Below are 19,055 nucleotides of genomic sequence, written 5' to 3'. Positions count from 1 at the left end.
GAGCGGACAGGCGCCGGCAGGGACTGCGGTTGCGAACCGGCAGCGCTGACGCGCGCAGGGTGACGATCCACCGTCGGTAGACTCGTCTCTCGTGTCTGACGTTCCCGAGATTTCGCCTGAGGCGGTGAACGCCGCCGTCGATGAGGCTCTCGCCGCCATCTCCGCCGCGGCCGACACCGCCGCGCTGAAGGCCGCACGATCCGCGCACTCCGCAGAGGGCTCGCCGCTGGCGAAGCTCAACGCGCGGCTGCGGGACGTGCCGAACGACAAGAAGGCCGAGTTCGGCAAGCTCGTCGGTCAGGCCCGCGGCCGGGTGAACCAGGCGCTCGCCGCGCGCGAGCAGGAGCTCGCCGCCGCCGAGACCGCCGCGCGACTCGAGGCCGAGCGCGTCGACATCACGGCGCTGCCGTCGCGGGCGCGCGTCGGGGCGCGGCATCCGATCTCGCTGCTGCAGGAGGAGATCGCCGACATCTTCGTGGGCATGGGCTGGGAGATCGCGGAGGGGCCCGAGCTCGAGCACGAGTGGTTCAACTTCGACGCGCTCAACTTCGACGTCGACCACCCCGCGCGCCAGATGCAGGACACGTTCTTCGTCGACCCCGTCGAGCGCCACCTCGTGATGCGCACGCACACCAGCCCCGTCCAGGTGCGCTCCATGCTCGAGCGCGATCTGCCGCTGTACGCGCTGTGCCCCGGCCGCGTGTACCGCACCGACGAGTTCGACGCGACGCACCTGCCCGTCTTCACCCAGTTCGAGGGCATCGTCGTCGACAAGGGCATCACCATGGCGCACCTCAAGGGCACCCTCGACCATGCCGCCCGCGTGCTGTTCGGGCCCGAGGCGAAGACGCGCTTCCGCGCCAACTACTTCCCGTTCACTGAGCCGTCTGCCGAGCTCGACCTGTGGCACCCGACCTTCAAGGGCGGCGCCCGATGGATCGAGTGGGGCGGCTGCGGGATGATCAACCCGAACGTGCTGCGCGCGGCGGGGATCGACCCCGAGGAGTACTCGGGCTTCGCGTTCGGCATGGGGATCGAGCGGACGCTCATGTTCCGCAGCGACGTCCAGGACATGCGCGACATGGCCGAGGGCGATGTCCGCTTCAGCGAGCAGTTCGGAATGGTGGTCTGATGCGCGTCCCGCTTTCGTGGCTGCGTGAGTTCGTCGACGTCCCGGCGGATGCCTCGCCCGAGGACGTCCTCGCGGCGCTCGTGCGCGTCGGGTTCGAAGAGGAGGACATCCACCGCTTCGAGCTGCAGGGGCCGATCGTCGTCGGCGAGGTGCTCGACTTCGTCGAGGAGCCGCAGTCCAACGGCAAGACCATCCGCTGGTGCCAGGTCCGCGTCGCGCCCGACGGCGAGACCGCGGCCGACGGCGGCGACGCCGTCCACGGCGTCGTGTGCGGTGCCCGCAACTTCTTCGCCGGCGACAAGGTCGTGGTGACGCTCCCCGGAGCCGTGCTGCCAGGCCCGTTCCCGATCGCCGCGCGCAAGACGTACGGCCATGTCTCGGACGGCATGATCGCCTCCGCGCGTGAGCTCGGCCTCGGCGAGGAGCACAGCGGCATCCTCCGTCTGGTCGAGCTCGGGATCGACGCGCCGGTCGGCACCGACGCGATCTCGCTGCTCGGACTGGACGACGTCGCCGTCGACATCAACGTGACGCCCGACCGCGGCTACGCGCTGTCGATTCGCGGCGTGGCGCGCGAGTACTCGCACTCGACCGGCGCGGCGTTCCGCGACCCGGCCGAGCGTCCGTGGGACGAGCTGGCCCCCGGGTCCGGCTTCCCGATCGCCGTCGACGACACCGCACCGATCCGTGGACGCGCCGGGGCCTCCGAGTTCGTCGCCCGCGTGGTCCGCGACGTCGATCCCACCAAGCCGACGCCCGCGTGGATGATCGCACGCCTGTCGCTGGCCGGGATCCGCTCGCTCGGCATCCTCATCGACATCACCAACTACGTCATGCTCGAGCTCGGGCAGCCGATCCACGGCTACGACCTCGACAAGCTGCAGGGCGGCATCACCGTGCGCCGGGCGCAGCCGGGGGAGAAGCTCGAGACGCTCGACGGCAAGGTGCGCACGCTCGATCCCGAGGACCTCCTCATCACCGACGAGTCCGGGCCGATCGGCCTCGCCGGCGTCATGGGCGGCGGGGCGACGGAGATGAGCGACACGACGCGCAACGTGCTCATCGAGGCCGCGATCTTCGACACCGTGTCGATCGCGCGCACGGCGCGCCGCCACAAGCTGCCCAGCGAGGCCTCGCGCCGCTTCGAGCGCGGCGTCGACCCGCTCGTGCCGTTCGTCGCCGCCCGCCGCGTGGCCGAGCTGATGGTGGAGTACGCCGGCGGCACGAGCGACGAGGAGCACGGCGGAGCCCTGTTCGCCGAGGTGTCCGTGCCCGCCATCGAGCTTCCGCCGCTGTTCGTCCAGCACCTCATCGGCGTCGACTACACCGACGGCCAGATCGAGGCCGCGCTGCGGCTCATCGGCTGCGAGGTCGTGCCCAACGAGGACGACGCCGCCGGGTGGCAGGTCATCCCGCCGTCGTGGCGCCCCGATCTCAGCGACAAGTGGACGCTCGCGGAGGAGGTCGCCCGCATCGAGGGGTACGACCGCATCCCCTCGGTGCTGCCGCTGCCGCCCTCGGGCCGCGGTCTCACCAGCGCCCAGCAGGGCCGTCGCCGCGTCGCCAACGCGCTGGCCGCCGCCGGCTTCACCGAGACGCCGTCGTTCGGCTTCACCACCGAGGAGCAGAACGACCTCCACGGCTCGCCGTCGGGGGCGCACCTCCCGAGCGTCAAGCTCGCCAACCCGCTCGACGGCCAGGCGCCGTTCCTGCGGCGTTCGCTGATCCCGGGCCTGCTGCAGGTCGCGCACCGCAACGTCTCGCGCGGTCTCACCGACCTCGCGCTCTTCGAGACGGGCGCCGTCTTCCTCCCGCAGCCGGGGGTGCAGTACGGCACGACGCACGTCCCCCCGCTCGCGGTGCGACCGGATGCCGCGACCCTGGCCGAGCTCGACGCGTCGATCCCGCCGCAGCACCGCCATGTCGCCGTGCTGCTGACGGGCAGCGTCGTGCCCAAGCAGCCCGGGATCGCCGCGGTCGCGGCCGAGCTCGCGGACGCGCTGGACGCCGTCCGCACGATCGCCGCCGCGGCGGGCGTCGCCATCGACGTCGCGCAGGCGGAGCGCGCAGCGCTGCACCCCGGGCGCACCGGCGTCCTTTCGGTCGCCGGCACCGAGGTGGGCTACGTCGGCGAGCTGCTGCCGGCGGTGGCGGAGGCATCCGATCTCTCCGGTCGTGTGATCGTCGCCGAGCTCGACCTCGACCTCGTGCTGTCGCTGGCGGGGGAGAAGGTCGTCGCGGCGTCGCTGTCGGGCTTCCCCGCGGCGACGCAGGACGTCTCGCTCCTCGTCGGCGCCGACGTGCCGGCCGCCGACGTACGCTCGGCGCTCACCGAGGGCGCGGGGGAGCTGCTGGAGTCGCTGCGCCTCATCGACGACTACCGGGGCCAGGGTGTGCCCGAGGGTGAGAAGAGCCTCACGTTCTCGCTGCGCTTCCGTGCCCCCGATCGAACGCTGACAGCCGCCGAGGCGACGGAGGCGAAGCTCGCCGGCGTCGCGCTGGCGACCGAGCGGTTCGGCGCGACCCTGCGGGAATAGCCACTGCGGCCGTCGCTGATGGCTCTCACCGTTCCCGGCTGAGGACACCTCCGCCCGCCGCGGCGATCACGGACGCGAGGCGCTGAATCGCCTCGACGACGGCCTCGTCGTCGATGTCGCCGAAACCCAGGACGAGGGCCGGCGGGAGGTCGCGTCGGTGACGGGTGAATGCCGCGAGGCCGGTGACGCGGAGGGAGGCGTCCGCGGCAGCGGCGACGACCTCGTCTTCCCGGACGCCAGGCGGAAGCCGCAGCACACCGTGGAATCCGGCCACCAGACCCGTCATCGTCAGCCCGGGAGAGACCCGGGCGAGCGTCTGGAGGACGATGGCGCGGCGCGCAGCGTACACGCCACGCATGGTTCGCACGTGCTTGTCATGGCGGCCCGACTCCAGCAGTGCCGCGAACGCGAGCTGGTCGATCACCGGGCCGCCGCGGTCTGCCGCGATCCTTCGCGCGGCGAGATCGTCGACCAGCTCGCCGGGCACCGCCATCCACGCGATCCTCACGCCGGGCGCATGGGCCTTGCTCGCCGACCCGACGAGGACGATGCGGTCGGGCGCGAGGCCTTGGAGAGCGCCGAGAGGCTGTCGGTCGTAGCGGAATTCCGAGTCGTAGTCGTCCTCGATGATCCAGGCGGCGCTGCGCGTGGCCCACTCCACGAGCTCCAGGCGCCGCGACGCCGACAGCACGACGCCGGTGGGGGACTGGTGCGCCGGTGTGACGAGCACCGCGTGAGCGCCCGACTCGTGGAGCAGTTCGGTGCGGAGGCCGTGCGCGTCCAACGGGAGCGGCGCGAGCTCGATCCCGGCGGCGCGGACCGCGTCGTCGACGGCCCGATCGCCCGGATCCTCCACCGCCAGCACCCGGACCCCGCGCGCGGCGAGCACCGGCAGCAGGAGGGCGAGACCCTGCGCGAACCCCTGGCAGAGGACGACATGGTCGGCGTCGGTCGCCGCCGCGCGGACGCGTCGCAGGTGGCCGGCCACCGCCTCGCGCGCCGTCGGGTGGCCGCGGCCGTCGCCGTAGTCGAGGTCGTGCGACCCCGCGCTGCGCACCGCGCGCGCGTACGCCCACGCCCAGTCGCCGGCCGGGAACCGGCGGAGATCGGGGACCCCTGGCCGCAGATCCGCACCGCGCGGAGCCGCCGCGGGCCGCGGCTGCGCCCTGCCGCGCGGTGGTACGGCACGCGAGGAGACACGGGTGCGACCGCCCGCACGCGCGACGAGATAGCCCTCGGCGCCGAGCTGTTCGTAGACGTGCACGACGGTGCCCCGGGCGACGCCCAGCTCTGCCGCCAGCTCACGCGTGGCGGGCAGCGCATCACCGTCGCCGAGCACGTCTTGCCGGATCGCGTCGCGCAGTGCCGCCTGCAGCCGCTCGCCGGGCCGGGGGCCGGCCGGGAGAGCCAGGACCAGCGCGAGGTCCGAAGTGGTCCAATCCTGTGCCATGCGACTGGACCATACCAGTGGGCCACTCGCGTCCTACGCTCAGAACGCCGGGGAATCCGGCGACGTCCGGAAGGAGCGGCTGATGGGTTCGACTGTCCTCTACGTCACGGTCTCCGTCGACGGGTACGCGGCCGCACCACGCGACGACCTCTCACGGTTGCATCGCTGGCTCGACGACGCCGGACCCCAGGGCGGGGATGACATCGCGCGGGAGCTGGTCGAACGATTCCGCCGGGCGGGCGCCATCATCTTCGGCCGACGCACCTGGGACGCCGGCCAGGAACCATGGGGCGACGATGACGTCTTCTCGAGCCCGGTCTTCGTGGTGACTCACGAAGCTCGAGCACCCGAAGGCAGGAATGGCACGCTCTTCACCTACGTCTCGGGAGAGCCGTCGAGCATCCTCGAGCAGGCGACCGCCGTCGCCGGCGACGCCGAGGTGGTGATCATGGGAAGCCCGCACACGGCGCAGCAGTTCCTCCGCGCAGGCCTCGTGGACGCGCTGCTCCTGCACATCGTGCCGGTGCTGGTGGGTGGCGGGATCCCCCTGTTCGCCGACCTGCCGGCATCCCGTGAGCTGGAGCTTCTCTCCTGGCGTCGCGCGCGCGACGTGTTCGCCGTGGAGTATGCGGTACTCCCCGCCGGTGAGCGACGGGCCCTGGCCACCTCGTGAGCGCGTCTGGTTGGGTGTACCCATGACCGACGTGCTGGTGCTGGGTGGGACGGGTTGGCTGAGCGGGCGCATCGCCGAGCGATGGGCCGATGCCGGGGCGTCGGTGACGTGCCTGGCCCGCGGCGGACGACCTGCTCCCTACGGCACGACGCTCGCCGTCGGTGACCGGGGTGAAGCCGGCGCGTACGCCGAGCTCGCGCGCTGGGAGTGGGACGAGATCGTCGACGTCTCGTCGAACCCCGTGCACGTCTCGGCGGCGCTGGAGGCGCTCGGCGCGCACGCCGGGCACTGGACGTACATCTCGACCGTGTCCGTCTACGCCTCGAGCGACGACCCCGGCCAGGACGAGAGCGCTGAGCTGCTGACACCCGCCGGTGCGGGGGAGGAGCCGGACTACGGGCGCGCGAAGGCCGAGGCCGAGGCATCCGTCCGCTCCGCGCTCGGCTTCCGCGCGGCGGTGGTCCGGCCCGGGCTGATCGTGGGGCCCGGCGATCCGACCGATCGCTTCGGGTACTGGGTGGGCCGGCTGGCGCTCGCCGGCGACGGCGAGGTGCTGGTTCCCGACACCGAGGGCCGGGGCGCGCAGGTGATCGACGTCGACGACCTCGCCGGCTTCGTGCAGGCGATCGGGCGGGAGCGATGGACGGGCGTCGCCAACGCCGTCGGCGACCCCGTCGACCTCGACCGGCTGCTGTCGGAGGCGCGCGAGGTCGCCGGGCACACCGGGACCCTCGTCCCCGCGGGCGATCCATGGCTCGAGGAGCACGGCGTGGCGTACTGGATGGGGCCGCGGTCGCTGCCGCTGTGGCTGCCGGCGGGGATGGCGGGCTTCTGGACCCGCTCCAACAGCGCCTACCGGCTGCTGGGCGGACGCCTGCGCCCGCTGCGCGAGACGCTGGAGCGCGCCCTCGCGGACGAGCGGGAACGCGGTCTCGAGCGCGAGCGGCGGGCCGGCCTCTCGCGCGACGACGAGATCGCGCTGCTGCACGATCTGCAGACCTGATCGGCGGATGCCGCGGATCGCCGATTTGGCACGAGCTCGCGGCAGCGGCTATCGTCGCCCCATGCCTTCGGCCGCCCAGGGACTCTCGACGCCGCTTTCGAGCGTCGTCCCTGCGCGCCGACGCCGTCTGGGCGAGCGCCGACTCTAGGCGACCCCGCACGCCGTCCCGTCATGGACCGTCGCGAGCGGGCGTCGCCGTCTCCCGGCCCCGCACCCAGACTCTAAGGTGGAATCCATGACATATTCGGTCGCCGTCTCCGGCGCATCCGGCTATGCGGGCGGCGAGATCCTGCGGATCCTCGCCGCGCATCCCGACGTCGAGATCCGCACCGTGACCGCGCACTCCAACGCGGGACAGCCGCTCATCCAGCATCAGCCGCACCTCCGCTCCCTCGCGCACCTGACCCTTCAGGACACGACGCCCGAGACCCTCGCCGGGCACGACATCGTCTTCCTCGCGCTGCCTCACGGCCAGTCGGGTCAGTACACCGACGCCCTCGGCGACACCGCGCTGGTCATCGACGCCGGTGCCGACCACCGTCTGGAGGCGGTCGCGGACTGGGATGCCTTCTACGGCGGCGACTTCCACGAGCCGTGGGTGTACGGCGTGCCGGAGCTGCCCGTCGCCGGCACCAAGCAGCGCGAGCGTCTCGTGGGGGCGACCCGCATCGCCGCCCCCGGATGCAACGCCTCGACCGTGTCACTGTCGCTCGCCCCGGGCGTGGCCGCCGGTGTGATCGATCCGTCCGACATCGTGACGGTGCTCGCGGTCGGGCCGTCGGGCGCGGGCAAGAGCCTCAAGACCAATCTCCTCGCGGGCGAGATCCTCGGCACCGCCAACCCGTACGCCGTGGGCGGCACCCACCGCCACATCCCCGAGATCCGCCAGGCGCTCGCCGCCGCGCGCACGTCGGCGCACACGGCGACGGCGGCGGATGCCGCGGACCAGGGCATCCGCATCTCGTTCACGCCGGTGCTGGTGCCGATGGCGCGGGGCATCCTCGCGACGTCGACCGCCCCGATCGCCGCGGGGGCGACCGACGACGAGATCCGCGCCGCCTGGGAGGCGGCGTACGGCGACGAGACCTTCGTGCAGCTGCTGCCGGCGGGGGAGTTCCCGCGCACGGCCGACGTGCTGGGCGCGAACACGGCGCTCATCGGCCTGGCCATCGACCGGGCCGCGAACCGCGTCGTCGTCGTCACGGCGGTCGACAACCTCGTCAAGGGCACGGCCGGAGCCGCCGTGCAGTCCATGAACATCGCACTGGGCCTCTCCGAGGGCACCGCGCTGACCGTGAACGGAGTCGCCCCGTGAGCGTCACCGCCCCCCAGGGATTCGAGGCGGCAGGCGTCGCCGTCGGCCTCAAGTCGACCGGCCGGCCGGACGTGGCCGTCGTGGTCAACCGCGGCCCGCTCAAAGTGGGGGCGGCGGTCTTCACGAGCAACCGCGCCAAGGCGAACCCGATCCTGTGGTCGGAGGAGGTCATCCGCGACGGGGTCGTCGAGGCGATCGTCCTCAACTCCGGCGGCGCGAACTGCTTCACCGGCCCGTTCGGCTTCCAGACCACCCACCAGACGGCCGAGAGGGCCGCGGCACTGCTCGGCGTGAGCGCCGGCGACGTCCTCGTGTGCTCGACGGGGCTCATCGGCACCGGTGACGAGGCGTTCCGCGCGAGGGTGCTCGCCGGCACCGCGCAGGGCATCGCCGAGCTGTCCGCCGACGGCGGGGAAGCGGCATCCCTGGCCATCATGACCACCGACTCCACGCCCAAGCGGGCCGTCGCGACGGGCGACGGCTGGACGATCGGAGGCATGGCCAAGGGTGCCGGGATGCTGGCGCCGGGCCTTGCCACGATGCTCGTGGTGATCACGACCGACGCGGTGCTCGACGCGGCGCAGGCCGACGAGGCGCTGCGCGCGGCGACGAGCCGCACCTTCGACCGGCTCGATTCCGACGGCTGCATGTCGACCAACGACCAGGTGACGCTCATGGTCAGCGGCGCCTCGGGCGTCACACCCGACGGGGAGGCGTTCGCGGCCGCCCTCGCCGGCGTGTGCCAGGACCTGGCGCGGCAGCTGCAGGGCGACGCGGAGGGCGCCAGCCACGACATCACGATCGACGTGATCAACGCCGCGTCCGAAGCGGACGCCGTCGAGGTCGGGCGCTCGGTCGCCCGCAACAACCTCTTCAAGGCCGCGATCTTCGGCAACGACCCGAACTGGGGCCGCGTGCTCGCCGCCATCGGCACCACGACGGCCGCCTTCGACCCGTACGACGTCGACGTCTGGATGAACGGCGTGCGCGTGTGCTCGCAGGGCGGGCCCGACGCGCCGCGCGAGGCCGTCGATCTCACCCCGCGTGCCACCGACCTCGTCATCGACCTCAAGGTCGGCGCGGCATCGGCGACGATCCTCACCAACGACCTCACCCACGACTACGTCCACGAGAACAGCGCATACTCCTCATGACCGATCTGCAAGACACCGATCCGTCCGAGGCCAGCGCCCGGGCGGTCACCCTCATCGAGTCCCTGCCGTGGCTCAAGCGCTTCCGCGACCAGATCGTCGTGGTCAAGTACGGCGGCAACGCGATGGTGAGCGAGGAGCTGCAGGATGCCTTCGCCGCCGACATCGCCTATCTCCGGTACGTCGGCGTCAAGCCCGTCGTCGTCCACGGCGGCGGCCCGCAGATCTCGTCGATGCTCGACCGCCTCGCCATTCCGAGCGAGTTCAAGGGCGGCTACCGCGTCACCTCGACCGAGGCGATCTCGGTGGTGCGCATGGTGCTGACCGGGCAGATCAACCCGCAGCTCGTGTCGAAGATCAACGCCCACGGGCCGGTCGCGACCGGCCTCAGCGGTGAGGACGCCGGCCTGTTCGGCGGTCGCCGCCGTGGCGTGGTGATCGAGGGCGTCGAGCACGACCTCGGCCGCGTCGGCGACGTCGTGCAGGTCGACCCGCAGCCGGTGCTCGACCAGATCGACGCCGGCCGCATCCCGGTCGTGTCGAGCATCGCCCCCGACCTCGACCACCCGGGACACTCGCTGAACGTCAACGCGGATGCCGCGGCATCCGCTCTCGCCGTCGCGCTGGGGGCGGCGAAGCTCGTGGTGCTCACCGACGTCGCCGGGCTCTACGCCGACTGGCCGAACCGCGACTCGCTCGTGTCGCACCTGAACTCGACGGAGCTGCGTGCGATGCTGCCGAAGCTCGAGTCGGGCATGATCCCGAAGATGACGGCGTGCCTGGAGGCCGTCGAGGGCGGCGTCGAGACCGCCGCGATCATCGACGGGCGGGTGCCGCACTCGGTGCTCGTGGAGATCTTCACCAGCAAGGGAATCGGAACAGAGGTGGTGCTCGGATGACGTGGCAGGATGACGCGGGGCGCGACCTCGTGAAGAGCTTCGGGGCCCGCATGCAGATGTTCGTGCGCGGTGAGGGCTCCTATCTGTGGGACGCCGACGGCAAGCGCTACCTGGATTTCCTGGCGGGGATCGCGGTGGACTCGCTGGGCCACGCCCACCCGGTGTTCGTGGATGCCATCGCGACGCAGGCGGCCACGCTCGCGCACGTGTCGAACTACTTCGCGACGCCGCCGCAGCTCGCGCTCGCCGCGACGCTCAAGCGCCTCGCCGGCACCGGCGACGCCGGCCGCGTCTACTTCGGCAACTCCGGCGCGGAGGCGAACGAGGCGGCCTTCAAGCTCGCCCGCCTGCACGGCGGCACCGAGCGGCCCCGCATCCTCGCGCTGAACGACGCCTTCCACGGTCGCACCATGGGCACCCTCGCCCTCACCGGCAAGCCGTACATGCAGGAGCCGTTCCTCCCGATGACGCCCGGGGTCGAGTTCATCGACTCGACCGCGGAGGCGCTCGAGGCCGCGATCGACGACCGGGTCGCCGCGCTCTTCGTCGAGCCCGTCAAGGGCGAGGCGGGCGTGCTGCCGCTGCCCGAGGGATACCTCGCGGCCGCGCGGGAGATCACCGCGCGCCACGGGGCCCTGCTGATCGTGGACGAGATCCAGACCGGCGCGGGACGGACGGGGGAGTGGTTCGCCTTCCAGCACGAGGACGTCATCCCCGACGCGATCACGGTCGCCAAGGGCATCGGCGGCGGCTTCCCGATCGGCGCGCTCATCACGTTCGGTGAGGCGAGCGAGCTCTTCTACCCCGGAACGCACGGCTCGACGTTCGGCGGCAACGCCCTCGGGACGGCCGTCGCCGGCGCGGTCCTCGGCGAGATCGAGCGGGCGGAGCTCGTGCGCAACGCCGCCGAGCGCGGCGCGCAGCTGCGCGAGGCGATCGAGGGCATCGACTCGGAGCTGATCGACGGATGCCGCGGCCTCGGCCTCCTCATCGGGGTGGGCCTGCGGCATCCCGTCGCCAAGGCGCTCGTCGCGGCCGCGCAGGAGCACGGTCTCGTCATCAACGCCCCCAACGACGAGACGATCCGCCTCGTGCCCGCCCTCACGATCGGCGACGTCGAGATCGACGAGTTCGTCGAGCTCTTCACGGCGTCGCTGCGCACGGTCGAGGACGCCCTGGTGCTCGAAGGCTCGACCCATGCCGCCACGAGCACGGAGGTGCCCGCATGACCCGCCACCTGCTGCGCGACGACGATCTGACGCAGACCGAGCAGAACGAGATCCTCGAGCTCGCGGTCGCGCTGAAGAAGGACCGCTGGAAGCTCAAGCCGCTCGAGGGTCCGCAGACGGTCGCGGTCATCTTCGACAAGTCCTCCACGCGCACCCGCGTGTCGTTCGCCGTCGGCATCGCCGACCTCGGCGGCTCGCCGCTGATCATCTCGACGGCCAACAGCCAGCTCGGCGGCAAGGAGACCCCCTCCGACACGGCGCGGGTGCTGGAGCGCCAGGTCGCCGCGATCGTCTGGCGCACCTACGCGCAGGCGGGGCTCGAGGAGATGGCGCGCGGCACGCGTGTGCCGGTGGTCAACGCCCTCAGCGACGACTTCCACCCCTGCCAGCTGCTCGCCGACCTGCTGACGATCAAGGAGCACAAGGGCGACCTCGAGGGGCTCACGCTCGCGTTCTTCGGCGACGGCATGTCGAACATGGCGCACTCGTACGTGCTCGCCGGCGTCACGGCGGGCATGCACGTCAGGGTCGCCTCACCCGAGGCGTACGCGCCGCGCGACGACGTCATCGCCGATGCCGACCGCCGTGCCGCCGAGACCGGCGGCTCGGTCACCCTCTACACTGATCCGAACGAGGCGGCCGCAGGCGCCGACGTCGTGGTCACCGACACCTGGGTGTCGATGGGCAAGGAGGAGGAGAAGCTCGCGCGCCTGCGCGACCTCGGCGCGTACAAGGTGACGCAGGACCTGATGTCGCTGGCGCAGGACGATGCGATCTTCATCCACTGCCTGCCCGCCGACCGCGGCTACGAGGTCGACGCCGAGGTGATCGACGGCCCCCAGAGCGTCGTGTGGGACGAAGCCGAGAACCGGCTGCACGCGCAGAAGGCCCTGCTGGTCTGGCTCCTGCGGCAGGGCTGAGCCCGTCGGCGCGATGGGACCCCGATCGGTGAGCGCCCCCGGCTGGGTCGCCTCGCGGTGGGCGCGTCTCAATCGCGCACCCCGCATCACCGGGGTGGACCTCGCCCGGGGACTCGCCGTGCTCGGGATGCTCGCCGCCCATCTCCTGTCGATCACGGAGGAGTTCGACCTCTCGGACGCCGGCACGTGGGTGGCCGTGGCGGAAGGCCGATCCTCCATCCTGTTCGCGACGCTCGCGGGCGTGTCGATCGGCCTGATGACCGGGGGACGGATGCCGCTTCCCGCCGCCGCCATGACCACGGCGAGATACCGCATCGCCGTGCGCGCGTGCCTGCTCTGGGTGATCGGCGCGCTGCTGATCGCGACGACCGTCCCGGTCTTCGTCATCCTGCCCGCCTACGCGGTGCTCTTCCTCCTCGCGCTCCCGCTCACCGGCCTCGGGGCGCGCCCGCTGCTCGCGCTGGCCGCGGTGCTCGCGGTGACGATGCCGCTCGTGCAGGTGATCCTCGATGCGCTGCCGGTGTGGGACACCGCCCTCGGCGCCGAGGCGTCCGTCGCCCTGGGCTGGCACTATCCGTTCACGACGTGGATCGTCTTCGTCGTCGCGGGGCTCGGCGTGGCGCGCGCCGGTGTCACGCGACTGCGGGTCCAGGGTCTGCTGGTGGCCGTGGGCATGGTGCTCGCGGCGCTCGGCTACGGGCTGGATGCCACGACCGGGTCGTCGTCGGCGGAGGAGGCGACGTCGTACCTCGGCGCGCTGTGGACGGCGCGGCCGCACTCCACCGGCCTGCTCGAGGTGATCGGGTCGGGCGGCTTCGCACTGTTCACGCTCGGAGTCTGCCTCCTCGCGTGCCGGACGGTGCTGGTGTGGGTCGTCCTGCCGCTGCGCGCGGTCGGGGCGATGCCGCTCACCGCCTACACGCTGCAGCTGGTGGTGTGGGCGGTCGTCGCCGCGCTGACGCTGGACCGCGTGAGCGACCTCGCCGGGTTCCGCGCGCTGGAGCCGTTCTGGCCGCTGACGCTCGGCACGGTGCTCTTCTGCACGGCGTGGGCGCTGCTGGTCGGGCGCGGCCCGCTCGAGACGCTGCTCGACCGCGGCTCGCGCTTCGTCGTGCCGGGCCGCCGCTCCCGCTGACCCCGGGCCGCGGCGGGCTCGAGCGCCCGGCCGCCGTCGGTAGGCTGGGACGGTGAGTGAATCGAAGGCCGACGGCACCAACGAAGGCGCACTGTGGGGAGCCCGCTTCGCGACGGGGCCGTCCCCCGAACTGGCCGAGCTCAGCCGGTCCACGCACTTCGACTGGGATCTCGCGCTGTATGACATCGCCGGCTCCCACGCGCACGCGAAGGCGCTCGCCGCAGCGGGCTACCTCACCGCCGACGAGGAGGAGGCCATGCACGACGGCCTCGACACGCTGGCGCAGGGCATCACGGAGGGGACGCTTCGGCCGTCGGCATCCGATGAAGACGTCCACGGTGCACTCGAACAGGCGCTGATCGGCGTCGTGGGCGCCGAGCTCGGCGGCAAGCTGCGCGCCGGACGCAGCCGCAACGACCAGATCGCGACCCTCGTGCGCATGTACCTGCTCGACCACTCGCGCACGATCGCGCGGGAGATCCTGCGGCTGGTGGACGCCCTCGTCGCGCAGGCCGAAGCCAACGCCGAGGCGATCATGCCCGGGCGCACGCACCTGCAGCACGCGCAGCCCGTGCTGCTCGCGCACCACCTGCAGGCCCACGCCTGGCCGCTCGTGCGCGATCTCGAGCGATTGCGCGACTGGTCGGTCCGCGCCTCGGTCTCGCCCTACGGCGGCGGGGCGCTGGCCGGATCGACGCTGGGTCTGGATCCGCAGCTGGTCGCGCGCGAGCTCGGCCTCGCCCGGCCGGCCGAGAACTCGCTCGACGGGACGGCGGCGCGCGACGTCGTGGCGGAGTTCGCGTTCATCGCGGCGATGGTCGGCATCGACGTGTCGCGCTTCGCCGAGGAGATCATCCTCTGGAACACCCGCGAGTTCGGCTTCGTGACCCTCGACGACGGGTACTCGACCGGGTCGAGCATCATGCCGCAGAAGAAGAACCCCGACATCGCCGAGCTCGCGCGCGGCAAGGCCGGTCGTCTGATCGGCAACCTCACCGGCCTGTTGGCGACGCTGAAGGCGCTGCCGCTGGCGTACAACCGCGACCTGCAGGAAGACAAGGAGCCGGTGTTCGACTCGGTGCGCACCCTTGAGACCGTGCTTCCGGCGTTCGCCGGCATGGTCGCGACGATGCGCTTCCACACCGACCGCATGGCGTCGCTCGCCCCGCAGGGCTTCTCGCTGGCGACCGACGTCGCCGAGTGGCTCGTCAAGCGCGGGGTTCCGTTCCGTGACGCGCACGAGATCTCGGGCCACCTCGTGCGGGTCTGCGAAGAGAACGGGCTCGAGCTGCACGAGGTGTCGGACGAGCAGCTGGCCGCGGTCTCTCCTCACCTCGCCCCCGACGTGCGCGACGTGCTCAGCATCGAGGGCTCGGTGGCGAGCCGCACGGGCGTCGGCGGGACCGCTCCGGTGCGCGTCGAGGAGCAGCGCGCCGAGCTGATCCAGCGGGTGCAGGCGGCAGCGCACGCGCTCGGGCTGTAGCGCTCGAGACACCCGCCGCGATCACCAGATCGCGAGCCGCACGAGCGCGCCGACGACGCACGCCCACACCAGGCTCGCGAGGGTGCCGATGATGAACCGTTCGCGGGCCTCGGCGCTGGCGAGCTCGGTGAACCGGCCGATGCCCTTGAGGGCCACCACGACGGCGATCGCCTCGGGGAACCCCGCGATGATGCCGAGCACCACTGCGACGCGTTCGAGGTACCCGATGGTGGTTCCCCCTCGCATCACCTCGCGGACGGCGCCCTCGCCGGCGACCGCTCCCGGCAGGGACGGGGCACGCAGGAGGATGCCGCCGTTGTCGCCTTCTTCCACGCGGCCGTGGCTGGCGACGTCGAGGATGCGCCGCGTGATGGGGTTGCCGCCCAGGACCGCCAGGGTGGTTCCGAGCAGTGCGATGCCCAAGCCGAGGAGCAGCGGCACGTTGACGGGCGACACCGTCACCGCGAGCAGGCACAGCACGACGAGGACGCCTGCGACGACGAGCGGGACATCCGTCGGCTTGCGGAGACTGACGACCACCAGCACGAGCGCTGCGCACAGCACGACGAACAGGAAGATCGAGAGCGCGGCGGTCAGCACGACGTCGGGGAGGACCATGGCGTCAGTCTGGCATGGGGCCCGGACGGCGCCCGGGTGCGGCATCCCGTGTGCCGTGAAGCCGGTCGGCGTCGTCGTGCTCAGCTGCGTTCGGGCGGCGAGACGGTGCGCGTCTCCTCATCCAGGCGTGCGAGCGCGCGCTCCAGTGCGGGCACGGCGGCCTCCTCGACACGCAGGGCCGCTGCCTTGGCGCGCAGGCTGATCGCGCCCTCCGAGACGCCCAGGCGTGCGGCGGCGTCGCGCTGGGTGAGCCCGTCGGCGAGCAGGTCGTAGACCTCCCAGCCCTCCGGTGTGCGCCGGTCGCGCAGCTCGATGAGAAGGGCGACGAGCGCCTCGGCATCCGCTCCGCCCACGGGTGCGGTGACGGCCATCCGGGTGGATGACTTCTTGGCGCGATCGACAGCGTCCCTCGCGTTGATGAAGGCCTGCCCGCGTGCGGCGCGGACGCTCTGGGGAAGCGGCGACTCGACGGTGCCCACCCCCAGCCCGACGCTCCATTCGCCTGTCCTCGTCAGTTCGAGCACGATCGACAGCGCCGCCGACGCGTCGGCGACCGCGACCTGGAGCTCGTCACCGGCGGTGCGCTCGGGAGGCAGCGCAAGCCCACCGGCGCCGTGGCGCGCGACGACGGCGAGAGCGGACGGAACAGCGTCGGCGTTCGCGCGGCTCGCGCGCTGATCGGCGGTGAGGACGTACATCGGGTTTTCCTTCAGTCCTGGAGATCAAGTCCCCGTTAGTTTAGCCCCCAGGCTGAATCAAACATAGTCTGTAGACTAAAGTAGACAGTACTTAAGCTTCGCAACTATAGCAACGACGATGAGGCGATCGCCGCAGGTCGACTCGACCCCGGTACCACTCCAGCTTCTCGAGCCGGGCCGAGGCATCGGCCCTCGGCGACGCACGGGGCGAGGCATCCGTCGCTGATAGCCTGAAACGCGTGTCTGAAACCGTCGTGAGCGCGACCGCGCCCGCCAACGACCCGGCGTTCGAGAACGTCTGGGACGAGATCGTGTGGCGTGGGCTCGTGCATGTGTCCACCGATCAGGAGGCGCTGCGCGCCCTTCTCGGCGGGGACCCGATCACGTACTACTGCGGCTTCGACCCGACCGCGCCGAGCCTGCACCTCGGCAACCTCGTGCAGCTGCTCACGATGCGCCGCCTCCAGCTCGCCGGCCACCGGCCGCTCGGCCTCGTGGGCGGGTCCACCGGGCTCATCGGCGACCCGCGCCCTTCCGCCGAGCGCACGCTCAACACCAAGGAGACCGTCGGCGAGTGGGTCGGCTACCTGCGGGAGCAGGTCGAGCGCTTCCTGAGCTTCGAGGGCGACAACGCCGCGCGCATCGTCAACAACCTCGATTGGACCGCGCCGATGAGCGCGATCGACTTCCTGCGCGAGATCGGCAAGCACTACCGCGTGGGCACGATGCTGAAGAAGGACGCCGTCGCGGCGCGCCTCAGCTCCGATGCGGGCATCAGCTACACAGAGTTCAGCTACCAGATCCTCCAGGGCATGGACTACCTCGAGCTGTACCGCCAGTACGGCTGCGTCCTGCAGACCGGCGGCAGCGACCAGTGGGGCAACCTCACCAGCGGCACGGACCTCATCCACCGGGTGGAGGGCGTGCACGTCCACGCGATCGGCACCCCGCTCATCACCAACAGCGACGGCACGAAGTTCGGCAAGAGCGAGGGCAATGCGATCTGGCTCGACGCCGCGATGTGCAGCCCGTACCGGATGTACCAGTTCTGGCTCAACACCGACGACGCCGACGTGATCCAGCGCCTGAAGATCTTCACGTTCCTCACGCGGGCGCAGATCGAGGAGTACGAGCGTCTCGTCGCCGACGAGCCGTTCCGTCGCGCCGCGCAGAAGCGCCTCGCCCTCGAGGTGACGACCTTCGTGCACGGGACGGATGCCACGGCCGCCGTCGTCGCGGCCTCGGAAGCGCTCTTCGGGCAGGGCGACCTCGCGGCGCTCGACGCGACGACGCTGCGGCACGCCCTCGAGGAGCTCCCGAACGCCTCCGTCGCGGCGGGGACGAACGTGGTGCAGGCGCTCGTCGACACCGGGCTGGTCTCGAGCCTCTCGGAGGGCCGCCGCGCGATCGCACAGGGCGGGGTGTCCCTCGACGGCGCGAAGGTCGAGGACGACGCGGCCGTCGTGTCGGGCGGTCTGCCCGGCGGGGTGTCGGTGCTGCGACGCGGCAAGAAGACGCTGGCGGGCGTGTTCGTCGGCTGAGACGACGATCGTGAGCGGGTTCGCCGCGACGACGGAGGGGTGACGGATGCCGTTCACGCCGAGTCATGCCGTCGTCGCGCTGCCTTTCGTGCGCACACCGCTCGTGCCCGCCGCGATCGCGATCGGCGCGATGACGCCGGACCTGCCGCTGTTCGTGCGGGCGCTGCCGCTGGACTACGGTGTCACGCACTCGCTCGGCTGGCTCCCGGCGACGATCCTGATGGGCCTGCTGCTCCTGCTGGTGTGGCGCTGCGTGCTGCGCCCTGCCGCACGGGAGCTCGCGCCACGGTGGCTCGCGGCCCGTCTGCCGGAGTCGTGGGACGCGCGAGCAGGCGCCGCCCTGCGCGAGACCTTGGCGATCGCTCCGGGTGAGGCCGGTGCGAGGTCCACGCGGATGCTGCTCCTCGCGGTCTCGCTCGCGATCGGCGTCGTCAGCCACATCGTGTGGGACCTCTTCACGCACGAGGGCCGGTGGGGCACCACCTCGGTCCCTGCTCTGGCGGAGGACTGGGGTCCGCTTCCGGGCTACAAGTGGCTGCAGCACGGCTCCAGTGCGATCGGGCTCGCCATCCTCGGCGTCTGGATGATCCTGTGGCTTGCCCGGCGGGAACCGGGCGGCGCGCCTTCGCAGGTGCTGCCGCGATGGGTGCGATGGGGATGGTGGATGTCGTTGCCGGTGGTCCTTGCTGTCGCGTGGGTGTGGGGGCTTTCCGTTCATGGCGGCCTCGACGCCGAGTTCACGGCGGCCCACCTGGCCTACCGCGTGCTTCCGCCCGCGTGCGCGGTGTGGGGCGCCGCCACCGTCATGCTCTGCGTCGCCGTCCAGGTGCGCCGGCGCCTCGCCTCCGCACCGAGACGCTCGGCCGTCCGGTGACGAGCCGCGAGAACCGCGTGATTCTGCGGAAGAACCGGCACGACACGCCCGGGATGCGGGGTGGATTCGACGTGATCGGGGATCGCACGTAAAGTATTCCTTGTTCGCCCCAAAGGGTAGAGCGGAAGGCCGGAAGGCCTGGCTCCCCTCAAGCAGCGAACCACCTCCCACAAACCAAGATCCGTTCGCGGGTCTTCCGCTCGTCGGACTCGTGGGGGACTCGCTGGAAGGACGCCGGTCGGTTTGACGGAGTCGCTACGGCGAGGTAAGATAGTGAAGTTGCCCAGCCGGGGCAGCGGGTCTGTGACTCTCTGCTGGCTGGTGCGTCCGATCTTTGAGAACTCAACAGCGTGCACTTGTCAAATGCCAAATTTATTTCTCTGTCGACCAGTTTTCT

16 protein-coding genes are annotated in these 19,055 nt (G+C 71.7%); 13 read left to right on the top strand and 3 right to left on the bottom strand.

Going from position 1 to position 19,055, the window contains the following annotated elements; genetic code table 11:
* The first annotated feature begins 91 nt into the window (after window positions 1–91).
* A complete protein-coding gene (pheS, locus tag V6R91_RS34100; protein WP_336399006.1) occupies window positions 92–1,132 on the top strand; it encodes a phenylalanine--tRNA ligase subunit alpha in 1,041 nt (346 codons plus the stop codon).
* Window positions 1,132–3,669 (top strand): phenylalanine--tRNA ligase subunit beta, encoded by a 2,538-nt coding sequence (gene pheT, locus V6R91_RS34095; protein WP_336399005.1) that lies wholly within the window; start codon window positions 1,132–1,134, stop codon window positions 3,667–3,669. The genes pheS and pheT overlap by 1 nt, the downstream gene beginning before the upstream one ends.
* A 25-nt stretch (window positions 3,670–3,694) precedes the next feature.
* Here pheT and pdxR read toward each other — a convergent pair whose 3' ends face one another.
* Window positions 3,695–5,119 carry a MocR-like pyridoxine biosynthesis transcription factor PdxR gene (gene pdxR / locus V6R91_RS34090; protein WP_336399004.1) on the bottom strand — a complete coding sequence of 475 codons (1,425 nt, stop codon included), beginning with the start codon at window positions 5,117–5,119 and terminating at the stop codon, window positions 3,695–3,697.
* A gap of 82 nt (window positions 5,120–5,201) precedes the next feature.
* On the opposite strand from pdxR, the gene V6R91_RS34085 reads away from it, so the two are divergent.
* The 9 genes from V6R91_RS34085 (at window position 5,202) to argH (ending at window position 14,927) form a co-directional block, all read left to right on the top strand.
* Window positions 5,202–5,792, top strand: a complete 591-nt coding sequence (locus V6R91_RS34085) for a dihydrofolate reductase family protein (RefSeq protein ID WP_336399003.1) — start codon at window positions 5,202–5,204, stop codon at window positions 5,790–5,792.
* 22 nt (window positions 5,793–5,814) lie between these two features.
* Window positions 5,815–6,795 carry an NAD-dependent epimerase/dehydratase family protein gene (locus V6R91_RS34080; protein ID WP_336399002.1) on the top strand — a complete coding sequence of 327 codons (981 nt, stop codon included), beginning with the start codon at window positions 5,815–5,817 and terminating at the stop codon, window positions 6,793–6,795.
* A 235-nt stretch (window positions 6,796–7,030) separates the two neighbouring features.
* Window positions 7,031–8,110 carry an N-acetyl-gamma-glutamyl-phosphate reductase gene (gene argC / locus V6R91_RS34075; RefSeq protein ID WP_336399001.1) on the top strand — a complete coding sequence of 360 codons (1,080 nt, stop codon included), beginning with the start codon at window positions 7,031–7,033 and terminating at the stop codon, window positions 8,108–8,110.
* The gene (gene argJ / locus V6R91_RS34070; RefSeq protein WP_336399000.1) at window positions 8,107–9,264 is read left to right on the top strand and encodes a bifunctional glutamate N-acetyltransferase/amino-acid acetyltransferase ArgJ; all 1,158 of its coding nucleotides are present in this window, start codon (window positions 8,107–8,109) and stop codon (window positions 9,262–9,264) included. Before argC ends, argJ begins: the two co-directional genes overlap by 4 nt.
* Window positions 9,261–10,160: an acetylglutamate kinase gene (argB, locus tag V6R91_RS34065; RefSeq protein ID WP_336398999.1), complete on the top strand. Its 900-nt coding sequence runs from the start codon at window positions 9,261–9,263 to the stop codon at window positions 10,158–10,160. The genes argJ and argB overlap by 4 nt, the downstream gene beginning before the upstream one ends.
* Entirely contained in the window at window positions 10,157–11,389 is a 1,233-nt protein-coding gene (locus V6R91_RS34060) for an acetylornithine transaminase (RefSeq protein ID WP_336398998.1), read from the top strand. The genes argB and V6R91_RS34060 overlap by 4 nt, the downstream gene beginning before the upstream one ends.
* A complete protein-coding gene (gene argF / locus V6R91_RS34055; RefSeq protein WP_336398997.1) occupies window positions 11,386–12,309 on the top strand; it encodes an ornithine carbamoyltransferase in 924 nt (307 codons plus the stop codon). Before V6R91_RS34060 ends, argF begins: the two co-directional genes overlap by 4 nt.
* A 28-nt stretch (window positions 12,310–12,337) precedes the next feature.
* On the top strand, window positions 12,338–13,444 hold the full coding sequence (locus V6R91_RS34050) for a heparan-alpha-glucosaminide N-acetyltransferase domain-containing protein (protein ID WP_336398996.1): 1,107 nt from the start codon (window positions 12,338–12,340) through the stop codon (window positions 13,442–13,444).
* 52 nt (window positions 13,445–13,496) lie between these two features.
* Window positions 13,497–14,927 (top strand): argininosuccinate lyase, encoded by a 1,431-nt coding sequence (argH, locus tag V6R91_RS34045; RefSeq protein ID WP_336398995.1) that lies wholly within the window; start codon window positions 13,497–13,499, stop codon window positions 14,925–14,927.
* A gap of 21 nt (window positions 14,928–14,948) precedes the next feature.
* On the opposite strand, the gene V6R91_RS34040 is transcribed toward argH, so the two are convergent.
* Both V6R91_RS34040 and V6R91_RS34035 read right to left on the bottom strand, forming a co-directional pair.
* Window positions 14,949–15,545, bottom strand: coding sequence for a hypothetical protein (locus tag V6R91_RS34040; protein WP_336398994.1), 597 nt, complete (start codon window positions 15,543–15,545; stop codon window positions 14,949–14,951).
* 80 nt (window positions 15,546–15,625) lie between these two features.
* Window positions 15,626–16,243 (bottom strand): DNA-binding protein, encoded by a 618-nt coding sequence (locus tag V6R91_RS34035; protein ID WP_336398993.1) that lies wholly within the window; start codon window positions 16,241–16,243, stop codon window positions 15,626–15,628.
* Between the two features lie 239 nt (window positions 16,244–16,482).
* Between V6R91_RS34035 and tyrS the strand changes: the two genes are divergently transcribed.
* A complete protein-coding gene (gene tyrS, locus V6R91_RS34030) occupies window positions 16,483–17,784 on the top strand; it encodes a tyrosine--tRNA ligase (RefSeq protein ID WP_336398992.1) in 1,302 nt (433 codons plus the stop codon).
* A 46-nt stretch (window positions 17,785–17,830) separates the two neighbouring features.
* The gene (locus tag V6R91_RS34025; RefSeq protein WP_336398991.1) at window positions 17,831–18,658 is read left to right on the top strand and encodes a DUF4184 family protein; all 828 of its coding nucleotides are present in this window, start codon (window positions 17,831–17,833) and stop codon (window positions 18,656–18,658) included.
* The last annotated feature ends 397 nt before the right edge of the window (window positions 18,659–19,055 follow it).

It is taken from the genome of Microbacterium sp. CCNWLW41 (assembly GCF_037083505.1).
This window is presented reverse-complemented; position numbering and strand designations above follow the sequence as displayed.

What these genes read in the sequence shown, in the direction of transcription:
- pheT (WP_336399005.1), top strand. Translation starts at nt 1,132, where the DNA reads ATGCGCGTCCCGCTTTCGTGGCTGCGTGAGTTCGTCGACGTCCCGGCG.
- pdxR (WP_336399004.1), bottom strand. Translation starts at nt 5,119, where the DNA reads ATGGCACAGGATTGGACCACTTCGGACCTCGCGCTGGTCCTGGCTCTC.
- V6R91_RS34085 (WP_336399003.1), top strand. Translation starts at nt 5,202, where the DNA reads ATGGGTTCGACTGTCCTCTACGTCACGGTCTCCGTCGACGGGTACGCG.
- V6R91_RS34080 (WP_336399002.1), top strand. Translation starts at nt 5,815, where the DNA reads ATGACCGACGTGCTGGTGCTGGGTGGGACGGGTTGGCTGAGCGGGCGC.
- argC (WP_336399001.1), top strand. Translation starts at nt 7,031, where the DNA reads ATGACATATTCGGTCGCCGTCTCCGGCGCATCCGGCTATGCGGGCGGC.
- argB (WP_336398999.1), top strand. Translation starts at nt 9,261, where the DNA reads ATGACCGATCTGCAAGACACCGATCCGTCCGAGGCCAGCGCCCGGGCG.
- V6R91_RS34060 (WP_336398998.1), top strand. Translation starts at nt 10,157, where the DNA reads ATGACGTGGCAGGATGACGCGGGGCGCGACCTCGTGAAGAGCTTCGGG.
- argF (WP_336398997.1), top strand. Translation starts at nt 11,386, where the DNA reads ATGACCCGCCACCTGCTGCGCGACGACGATCTGACGCAGACCGAGCAG.
- V6R91_RS34040 (WP_336398994.1), bottom strand. Translation starts at nt 15,545, where the DNA reads ATGGTCCTCCCCGACGTCGTGCTGACCGCCGCGCTCTCGATCTTCCTG.
- V6R91_RS34035 (WP_336398993.1), bottom strand. Translation starts at nt 16,243, where the DNA reads ATGTACGTCCTCACCGCCGATCAGCGCGCGAGCCGCGCGAACGCCGAC.
- V6R91_RS34025 (WP_336398991.1), top strand. Translation starts at nt 17,831, where the DNA reads ATGCCGTTCACGCCGAGTCATGCCGTCGTCGCGCTGCCTTTCGTGCGC.